At 52.4% G+C, this 8,588-nt stretch carries 14 protein-coding genes and 2 rRNA genes; 13 read left to right on the forward strand and 3 right to left on the reverse strand.

The features are described 5' to 3' along the window. The first annotated feature begins 26 nt into the window (after positions 1-26). The 12 genes from P349_RS12015 to P349_RS11965 all read left to right on the forward strand — a co-directional run bounded on the left by P349_RS12015 (position 27) and on the right by P349_RS11965 (position 5,294). Positions 27-539: a DUF4234 domain-containing protein gene (locus P349_RS12015; RefSeq protein WP_032648629.1), complete on the forward strand. Its 513-nt coding sequence runs from the start codon at positions 27-29 to the stop codon at positions 537-539. Between the two features lie 94 nt (positions 540-633). Beyond that, positions 634-993: a hypothetical protein gene (locus tag P349_RS12010; RefSeq protein ID WP_032648627.1), complete on the forward strand. Its 360-nt coding sequence runs from the start codon at positions 634-636 to the stop codon at positions 991-993. Between the two features lie 84 nt (positions 994-1,077). Then, positions 1,078-1,290: a hypothetical protein gene (locus P349_RS12005; protein WP_032648625.1), complete on the forward strand. Its 213-nt coding sequence runs from the start codon at positions 1,078-1,080 to the stop codon at positions 1,288-1,290. A 96-nt stretch (positions 1,291-1,386) separates the two neighbouring features. Beyond that, a complete protein-coding gene (locus tag P349_RS12000; RefSeq protein ID WP_032648623.1) occupies positions 1,387-2,205 on the forward strand; it encodes a DUF932 domain-containing protein in 819 nt (272 codons plus the stop codon). Beyond that, positions 2,205-2,465: a hypothetical protein gene (locus tag P349_RS25440; RefSeq protein ID WP_071995300.1), complete on the forward strand. Its 261-nt coding sequence runs from the start codon at positions 2,205-2,207 to the stop codon at positions 2,463-2,465. Before P349_RS12000 ends, P349_RS25440 begins: the two co-directional genes overlap by 1 nt. Positions 2,466-2,555: 90 nt before the next feature. Beyond that, positions 2,556-3,035 (forward strand): antirestriction protein, encoded by a 480-nt coding sequence (locus tag P349_RS11995; protein ID WP_050597496.1) that lies wholly within the window; start codon positions 2,556-2,558, stop codon positions 3,033-3,035. Positions 3,036-3,046: 11 nt separating this feature from the next. Continuing rightward, positions 3,047-3,526: a RadC family protein gene (radC, locus tag P349_RS11990; protein ID WP_032648621.1), complete on the forward strand. Its 480-nt coding sequence runs from the start codon at positions 3,047-3,049 to the stop codon at positions 3,524-3,526. 14 nt (positions 3,527-3,540) lie between these two features. Beyond that, positions 3,541-3,762 (forward strand): DUF987 domain-containing protein, encoded by a 222-nt coding sequence (locus P349_RS11985; protein WP_032648619.1) that lies wholly within the window; start codon positions 3,541-3,543, stop codon positions 3,760-3,762. Between the two features lie 22 nt (positions 3,763-3,784). Continuing rightward, on the forward strand, positions 3,785-4,144 hold the full coding sequence (locus P349_RS11980; protein ID WP_032648618.1) for a type IV toxin-antitoxin system YeeU family antitoxin: 360 nt from the start codon (positions 3,785-3,787) through the stop codon (positions 4,142-4,144). A 51-nt stretch (positions 4,145-4,195) separates the two neighbouring features. Next, the gene (locus P349_RS11975) at positions 4,196-4,573 is read left to right on the forward strand and encodes a TA system toxin CbtA family protein (protein WP_032648616.1); all 378 of its coding nucleotides are present in this window, start codon (positions 4,196-4,198) and stop codon (positions 4,571-4,573) included. Further along, a complete protein-coding gene (locus tag P349_RS11970; protein ID WP_032648614.1) occupies positions 4,570-5,061 on the forward strand; it encodes a DUF5983 family protein in 492 nt (163 codons plus the stop codon). The genes P349_RS11975 and P349_RS11970 overlap by 4 nt, the downstream gene beginning before the upstream one ends. 29 nt (positions 5,062-5,090) lie before the next feature. Beyond that, positions 5,091-5,294, forward strand: coding sequence for a DUF957 domain-containing protein (locus P349_RS11965; RefSeq protein WP_032648613.1), 204 nt, complete (start codon positions 5,091-5,093; stop codon positions 5,292-5,294). Positions 5,295-5,343: 49 nt separating this feature from the next. Here P349_RS11965 and P349_RS11960 read toward each other — a convergent pair whose 3' ends face one another. After that, positions 5,344-6,321: a glycosyltransferase gene (locus P349_RS11960; protein ID WP_050597499.1), complete on the reverse strand. Its 978-nt coding sequence runs from the start codon at positions 6,319-6,321 to the stop codon at positions 5,344-5,346. Between the two features lie 521 nt (positions 6,322-6,842). Between P349_RS11960 and P349_RS11955 the strand changes: the two genes are divergently transcribed. Further along, on the forward strand, positions 6,843-7,676 hold the full coding sequence (locus P349_RS11955; protein ID WP_032648611.1) for a DUF4942 domain-containing protein: 834 nt from the start codon (positions 6,843-6,845) through the stop codon (positions 7,674-7,676). A 485-nt stretch (positions 7,677-8,161) separates the two neighbouring features. Here the strand turns inward: P349_RS11955 and rrf are convergent. After that, positions 8,162-8,277 (reverse strand): 5S ribosomal RNA (rrf, locus tag P349_RS11950). Between the two features lie 72 nt (positions 8,278-8,349). Next, a 23S ribosomal RNA gene (locus P349_RS0124405) occupies positions 8,350-8,588 on the reverse strand; the annotation flags it as partial.

Raw genomic sequence — 8,588 nt, forward strand, 5'->3', positions numbered from 1 at the left:
CTAAAACCAGTAAGGATACATGTTGTATGAACGATATTTCTCTCCTCAGCCAGCGACTGGCAACACCCACCCTGCATTTTGTTCTGCTCAGCATCGTCACCTTCGGTGTCTGGCCGCTGCTCTGGCTGTACAAAAAGCAGGAGATTATCAGCGAGACAACGGGATATCCGCTTTACGGCAATCTGTTCATCATCTGGCTGGCCGTCTGCTTTGGCGTCGGGCGACAGATGGCGGCAATGGCCTCTCCGGACCTCGCAGGCTACGACCCGACCAGCGATGCCCTGCTGGGGTTAAGTGCGGTGCTGTCACTTGCCTGTGCCGTCATGTACGTCGTCTGGGCTTTCAAAGCCCGTACTGCACTGCGTCACTATGCGCTGAACACCTTCCGCTTTGACCTGAAGATGAACGCGTTCTACACCGTGGTTTTCAACGTTTTCTACATCAACTACTGCATCAACGATATGCCGCAGGCCCTGGCAAAGCACCGCATTATTCATCAGCAGGTTCAGACGACGTCCGATACCCCACCTCAACCGTAACCCTCAGCACATTGTCACGCAGCTGCGCTTATATCAGCTTTAACCCAAAAGACGGGTATCAGCGCTCTGGCGTGGCTCCTCTAAGGAATACATTATGAATATCAAATACGGGTTGATACCCGCTTTACTTTTACTGCCGGCATCGGTGATGGCCGCTCCGACGCCTCCGATAAAAGTGGAGACCAGTAATCAGGTTCACCCCGCCGGAACGCGCTACGTCACTGTAGTGGTCACCTCCCTGGATGACAGTATCAAAGTTGAAAACATAGACGTGAACCGGGGTAATTGTCGCATCGATAACAAAAAGTTTATGTCCTCCGTGAACAAAGAAACTATTCTGCCTGCCACCCTGCACTACGGTCAGTCAGTCAAAGTGAATTTTTATAATAACTGCGTGGCTTCAGAAGTCATCGTGACTACTGATAAGGGAGGATGGCGTTACACCTACCACTGAGCCTTCCAGCTCTGATTTAAAATCACCTGTTAAAAAATGTCACATCACCCACGGGCTGCCTCTGCGCAGTCCGGAGCCAATCCTATGACCTTTCTGAAAATGCTGGTGACCGCCCTGGGTCAGGCACTGACCTGGTGTGGCGGGCATCAGGCCCGACAATATATTGAAATCCGCTTTCGTCAGGCCGGTTACGATGACGACAGCATTGATGCCGCCAGGGAAGCCGTGACGCTTCTGGTTAGCGCACTGATAACCGCACTGATGACGCAGATACTACAGCTTCTCGACCCTCTCTGAATTTTAGCTGTTTTCCATAATGTACACCGCCCCTGCCTCCTCACGGAGCAGGGGCTTTTGCTTTTATGCCGTTAAATCAACCATAAGGAATTAACTATGCGTTTAGCCAGCCACTTTGGGCGAACAAATCAGATCCGCCGCGATCGTCCGTTAACCCGTGAAGAACTGATGCAGGTCGTTCCCAGCGTCTTCAGTGAAAATTGCCACGGATCCAGGAGCGAAAAATACGCTTATATACCCACCATTACCCTGCTCGAAAACCTTCAGCGCGAAGGCTTTGAACCCTTCTTCGCCTGCCAGTCACGCGTTCGAGACCCGGGCCGCCGGGAGCACACCAAACACCTGCTGCGCCTGCGTCGTACCGGCCAGATAACCGGTCAGCAGGTTCCCGAAATCATTTTGCTTAACTCACACGATGGCAGCAGTTCATACCAGATGCTGCCGGGGCTGTTCAGGGCCATCTGCACCAACGGGCTCGTCTGCGGACAGTCGTTCGGTGAAATTCGTGTACCGCATCGTGGCGATGTGGCCGGGAAAGTGATTGAAGGTGCGTATGAAGTACTCGGCGTCTTTGATCGAGTGGAAGAGAAACGCGATGCCATGCAGTCGCTGCTGTTACCACCACCTGCACAACACGCCCTGGCAAACGCCGCACTGACCTACCGCTTTGGTGAAGAACACCAGCCGGTCACCGCCACGCAGATACTGACACCCCGCAGATATGAAGATCGTCAGGACGACCTGTGGACCGTTTATAACCGTATTCAGGAATCATTGCTGAAAGGCGGACTGAGCGGACGCACCGCAAAGGGTAAACGTACTCACACCCGCGCAGTAAACGGGATTGATGGCGACGTTAAGCTCAACCGTGCGCTCTGGGTGATGGCGGAAGAACTGCAGCAGGCCCTGAGCTGATGCAGCACATTCCTGCTAATGCTCACCAGGCAGAAATCTGGCCTGTCTCCCTGCAAAACCAGCCCGGCAGCCGTTCCATCTCCGACGATGACCTCTGCGCCTGGTGCAGGAATCTCTGCTACCGGCCTGGCGAACTCAGCTTGTGCCGATTGTCTGTGGCTGACGGCATCTGGCCCTCACAGTGCGATGCCGATGGCTATGCACAATCCTGCCCACAGTTACGCCTGAACGCACTACCTGCAGATATCACCAGCCGGTAAAACGGCGCGCCTGTTACCAAAAATCAAGCGACTTACACGCTCCTGCTCAGCGGGAGTGCGCTTATGACCGTTACAAAAGGAACAACTGACATGACCGACATTATCAACCTTAACGATAACAACCTGTTACGCCAGAAATCTGCCAGTGAAGTCTCCACACTGACCGCCACCCTCGTACAGGACGAACAGCGTGTTGGCTTCTGGCCACAGCACTTCGGCAACATACCGCAGTGGATAATCCTTGAACCCACCGTCTTTGCCTGGATGGACCGCTTCTGCGCGGACTACAGCGGCGGCATCTGGAATTTTTATACGCTGAGCAACGGCGGCGCATTTATGGCCCCGGAAGCAAATGAGGAAGCCGATGATAAATGGTCACTGTTCAACACCATGAATGGCAACGGTGGCGAACTCAGCAGTGAGGCCGCCGGAATAGCCGTCTGTCTGATGACTTACAGCCACCACGCCATGCGCACCGAATGCGACGCCATGACGGAGCACTATTACCGTCTGCGGGACTACGCGCTCAACCACGCGGAATGCAGCGCTATCATGCACATCATCGACTGAGGTCAGCTGCTATGGAACAACAGTTACCACTGTTTGCCCGTGAATTAGCCCCTGCCGACCAGCAGACAGTCAGGGAAGCCTTGGCCCTGCTGGAGCGCCAGTTACGCGAACCCGGCGCGTCATTTACCTCAAGTCATGCCGTCCGTGACTGGCTGCGTCTGCAGCTTGCCTCACTGGAGCGCGAAGAGTTTACCGTGCTCTTCCTCGATAACCAGCATCGCCTCATTGCTCACGAAACGCTGTTCACCGGCACCATCAGCCATACGCAGGTCCATCCCCGCGAAGTGGTTAAGGCTGGTCTGAAGCATAACGCGGCGGCGATTATTGTCGCTCACTGCCATCCGTCAGGGCACGCTGAGCCCAGCAATGCTGATCGTCAGGTCACTACGCATATTCAGCAAGCGCTGGATCTGGTCGATATTCGCCTGCTGGACCACCTGGTGGTGGGGGGTATGGAAATCGTCTCGTTTTCTGAGAGAGGCTGGCTTTAAGGTGGAAAATAGCGATGAAGATTATCAGTAAACGCCAGGCAATGGCGATATACCGCCAGCACCCTAAGTCCCGACTGTTTCGCTTCTGTACCGGGAAATACACGTGGTCCGGCAGCATCTGCCACTACGCCGGTCGGGAAGTGCAGGATATCAGCGGTGTACTCGCGGTCTTCGCAGAACGTCGTCAGGACCGCAACGGCCCCTATGTCGTATTACGCAGCGTCACGCTGAATTAACTCAAATTTAAGGAGAGCTAAATTGTCGAATACAATAACAACCGTAAACCACGATATCCCTGAACCCTGGTGGGGGCTTAAACGCAGTATAACGCCCTGTTTTGGCGCCCGCCTGGTGCAGGAGAACAACCACCTGCATTACCTGGCTGACCGCGCCAGTATCACCGGCACCTTTAGTGACGCGGATTTACGCCATCTCGACCAGACATTTCCGCTGCTGCTTAAACAGCTTGAACTGATGCTGGTTTCCGGTGAACTCAATCCCCGCCATCAGCACGGTGTCACGCTCTACGCAAAAGGGCTGACATGCGATGCCAACACCCTGGGTAGTTTCGGCTATGTCTATATTGCGCTTTACCCAACACCTGCAACAACCGCGTAAATCTTCTTGCTACTTATCTTCGTTTTAACCCATCAACAAAGAGATCCAGCTATGCAAACTCAACAACTATCCTCAACGGGGGAGACCTCACCACGCCCGTCACCGGTGGAGATCTGGCAACGGCTTCTGAGCCACCTGCTGGATCGTCACTACGGCCTGACGCTCAACGACACGCCTTTCGGCAATGATGGTGTGATCAAGGAACATATCGAAGCCGGTATCTCACTGTGCGACGCCGTGAATTTTATCGTGGAAAAGTACGATCTGGTACGTACCGATCGCAGTGGTTTTAACACAGAAACCCAGTCGCCACTTCTCACCAGTATCGATATTCTCCGCGCCCGCAAAGCCACCGGGCTGATGACCCGCAACGATTACAAAGTAGTGACCGATATCACTACCGGCAAATACAGCGGGGCGACTCAATGAAGCTGTCCTTCACCGTGGAGGCCGATAGCATCAATGTACTGGCCCTCAACATAGGCCGGATCGTCGTGGATATCGATGGGATTGAACTGGCTGACCTGATCAATGTGGTCTGTGACAACGGTTATTCACTTCGTGTTGCTGATGCTCCAGGAAAGCTGGTCGTTGAAGATCCGCTTCCGCCCATAGCCCGCGTTAACGGTATCCAGTGCAGTACCGCGCATATCACCGAAGCCGATAACACTCTGCTGTTTTCCCTTTCACACCAGAACGAAGACTTTGGCGACAGCGAGTGGATTCTGTACACCGGGTCGGGCTATCTGCTCCACCTGGGGGCGTGGTCGTTTCCGGTATTACGCCTCAAACGTCTCGGCCTGTCGAAAGCCTGTCGTCGCCTGGTGGTAACGCTGATGCGCCGTTACTCCGCTGGCATTATTCACCTTGATGCCTGTGGCGAAGTGTTGCCCGGCGTTGCTACCTTTGACTGGTAACCCAGCCTCAATCACCACATGGAGTTCTAATGCCAGAATTAACCACTGAAGCCGCTCTCAACATTCTGATTGGCTGGCTGCGGGACAATATCGATTGCGATACGGAGATCATCTTCGACAACGACGAAGATAACACCGACTCAGTAGCCCTGTTGCCCTGGATTGAACAGGCGCTCAAAGATGTTCGCGATCTCCGTCATCTTCAGCTTCTGCAACAGTCCAGGACAGATTAGCCAGCAAACTATACTTTGAGCGCGACAGCTCAACGGCTGGCGCTTTGATTTATATCGATCGTTGCTGTCCTGACGAAACGGGAGAGTAATAAATTTTACGAGCCAGCTTCAGGAGGAAAAAAGCATCGCTCAGGCTGCTTATGCCGGGCAGTAACTGGCGAAAGGTTATCCGTGCGTAAAAGCTGATACGCAGCGCTTGCTGGTTACTGACTCTGCGACGGTAGAGTCCGAGAAAATGGCGGCACTCTACCAGAGCATGCCTGACCAGGGCGCGTCGTGTAGCACTGTGTTGCTGTTGCGTACTGAGAGCGAGAATCTCCGCGATCACATCAATATAGCTGGCCGCGCGGATATCGTAATAATCCTGACGATGGGTAATGGATGCGGGATTGCTTATGTAGGTGTAGTCCCTGCGATCTGCGAAATAAAACCGGCCGTTTCCGGCTGCGAGGTGGATTGTCCAGAGAATATCTTTGTGGCTTTTACCTTCCTGGAATCGCAGGTCATGCTTGCGGATATACGCCGAACGAGCGAGCTGTAGCCACAGGTAGTGCGGCCATTCGCGCTGTTTCACGCAATGGCGTATCCACTCATGGCCGGTGAGCGTCTGACCGTAAGGTTGTTTGCGGTGTACGGGGGCGAGTTGGTGACCGGTACCGTCGGCCCGCCAGCCATTGAACACGGCAACATCGGCCTGAGCTTCATGAGCCGCGTGCAATCGTTCCTGCAAAAATCCGTCGGCTACCTGATCATCGGCGTCCAGAAACACCACCCACTCACCACGGTGCATTTCCAGCGCAGCGTTACGTGCGGCATACACGCCCTGATTTTCCTGATGGATAAGAATCAACCGCTCATCGGTGATAGCACTGAGAATATCCCACGTCCCGTCGGTAGAGCCGTCATCCACGGCTATCACCTCCGTGCGAATGGTGGTTTCACTCAGCAAGGTATGAACAAGAGTACCAATACTGCCAGCCGCATTGAAGACAGGGATAATAACGCTGATATTAATAGTGTTTTTCATCTGGTAAGTAAATTTTATTAAAATGAAGTGGTCAGCGCTGTCAGTCACTGGCGTATGGCCGCCATTGTCAGGAAGATCGTTCCGGCGATTTAGGGACTGGCTCAGATACGGTGCGCTTTTCTCTGATTTCCTTGTTAACCGTCATCAGGCAGTCGTCGCAGTAATCTTTATCGAGTCCAAAAATCCGGTCCAGGACACCCCTTTTCTTATTACAGCGCGTGCATCTTTTCATCACATCTCCGTTACGTTATTTCGCTTCCGTGTTCGCAGAACAAAAGGCGGCAGCCCCTCGTTAAGACAGGAAATGGATTGATAAACAATCAATTAAATTCGTTTTCGGGATTGTGGCACAGGGACAACCAAGCGGGATAATTCATTTTGCAGATCAATATTCGAAAATCGATCGGAATCATCGATCGATAATTCCGCTTCTGTTTTACCTGCTATCCCGTTGAACCCACTGACACACAACACCTGGCCCGCATTCATTACGGGCCTTTTCTATTTATGGAGAATTTAACATGCAGACAGAAGCCGAAGTATTAACCGACCATACCGACGTGATTTGCTCCACCAGTATTGAACGCATCGTCAGCGGGCGTAACGCTGCGCTGGCACAGATTGAAGCGCTTATCAGCAAACTGGACGAAATATCGACACTGACCGGCAGCATCGGCGGCGGTAAAGCCAATGAATGGGGAGTACGGCAATACCGTTACGACTGCTGGTTGATGGAGAAACCTGAAACAGCGATGAAGGCCATTACCCGCAACATCGATCGCAGCATCTGGAAAGACCTGATGAATAAGTCTGGAATGCTGGCGCTCATGGACGCGCAGGCCCGCAACGAGTGGTACAACAGCCTGGAGAAAGACGATATTCCTGCTATCAGTGAAGAAAATATCCTTAGCACTTTTAAACAATTACATCTGAATAAAGGTGAAGTCTTTGAACGTGGCGTGATTAACGTGTTTAAGGGGCTGAGCTGGGATTACAAATCGAACTCGCCGTGTCGGTTTGGGAGAAAGATCATCGTCAATGGTCTCGTGAAACATGACCGCTGGGGATTTGGTCTGAACTGGGGCTGGCAGCGTGATCGCCTGGCCGACCTTGAGCGCATGCTGATGCTTCTCGATGGAAAACCTGTTCCCGACAACCGTGCTGACGTTACCCGTCGCCTGGGAGACCATATCCATGAGAACAGGCACAGCAATCGTTACGAGGATGAGATATTTGTGATTAAGTATTTTCAGAAGGGAACGGCGCATATCACCTTTAAGCGACCAGAGCTGGTCGATAAGCTGAATGACATCATTGCCCGGCACTATCCGGGGGCGTTGCCCACTAAACACTGAGGAAGCTGATTATGGTATCATTTTCAAATACTGATGGTGCTCACTGCGATTCCGTAGTAGATCACTACCCCTTGCCATCAAATAGCATTCAGATGGATGTAAAAGTTCCTGTTCAACCATCAAATTTTGACGTTATGCAGAAGGGGGCCTTAATGGGGGCCTCAAAGTTTATGGAACAAAATAAAAACCATACTAATCAATGCAATTACAAAACAAAATTCATTCCGAGTCCGGGCACCACTATTTAAAGAACCCAGCCTATGGCTGGGTTTTTGCTTTTCTGCGTTTATCAAAACCTTCCCTGTTTTTATATTCCTGTATCTCTTTCCAGTAAGATCGTGCGGCCAGGTCTGCCCGGTGGCGCTGCGCTTACCGGGCCTACGGATTTTGCAGGCAGGATAAGGCGAAGCCGCCATCCGCCATGATTTCTGACGCACAAAGCAAAAAACCCCGCACCTTTCGGTACGGGGTTCTTCTTAATTGATGCCTGGCAGTTCCCTACTCTCACATGGGGAGACCCCACACTACCATCGGCGCTACGGCGTTTCACTTCTGAGTTCGGCATGGGGTCAGGTGGGACCACCGCGCTAAAGCCGCCAGGCAAATTCTGTTAATCTGTATCAAGGCTGAATTTTGATTGTTCGTCTCTTCGCCAAAACACCTTCGGCGTTGTAAGGTTAAGCCTCACGGTTCATTAGTATCGGTTAGCTCAACGCATCGCTGCGCTTACACACCCGACCTATCAACGTCATAGTCTTCAACGTTCCTTCAGGAGACTTAAAGTCTCAGGGAGAACTCATCTCGGGGCAAGTTTCGTGCTTAGATGCTTTCAGCACTTATCTTTTCCGCATTTAGCTACCGGGCAGTGCCATTGGCATGACAACCCGAACACCAGTGATGCGTCCACTCCGG

The organism is Enterobacter sp. DC4 (genome assembly GCF_000568095.1).
GTDB lineage: Bacteria > Pseudomonadota > Gammaproteobacteria > Enterobacterales > Enterobacteriaceae > Enterobacter > Enterobacter pseudoroggenkampii.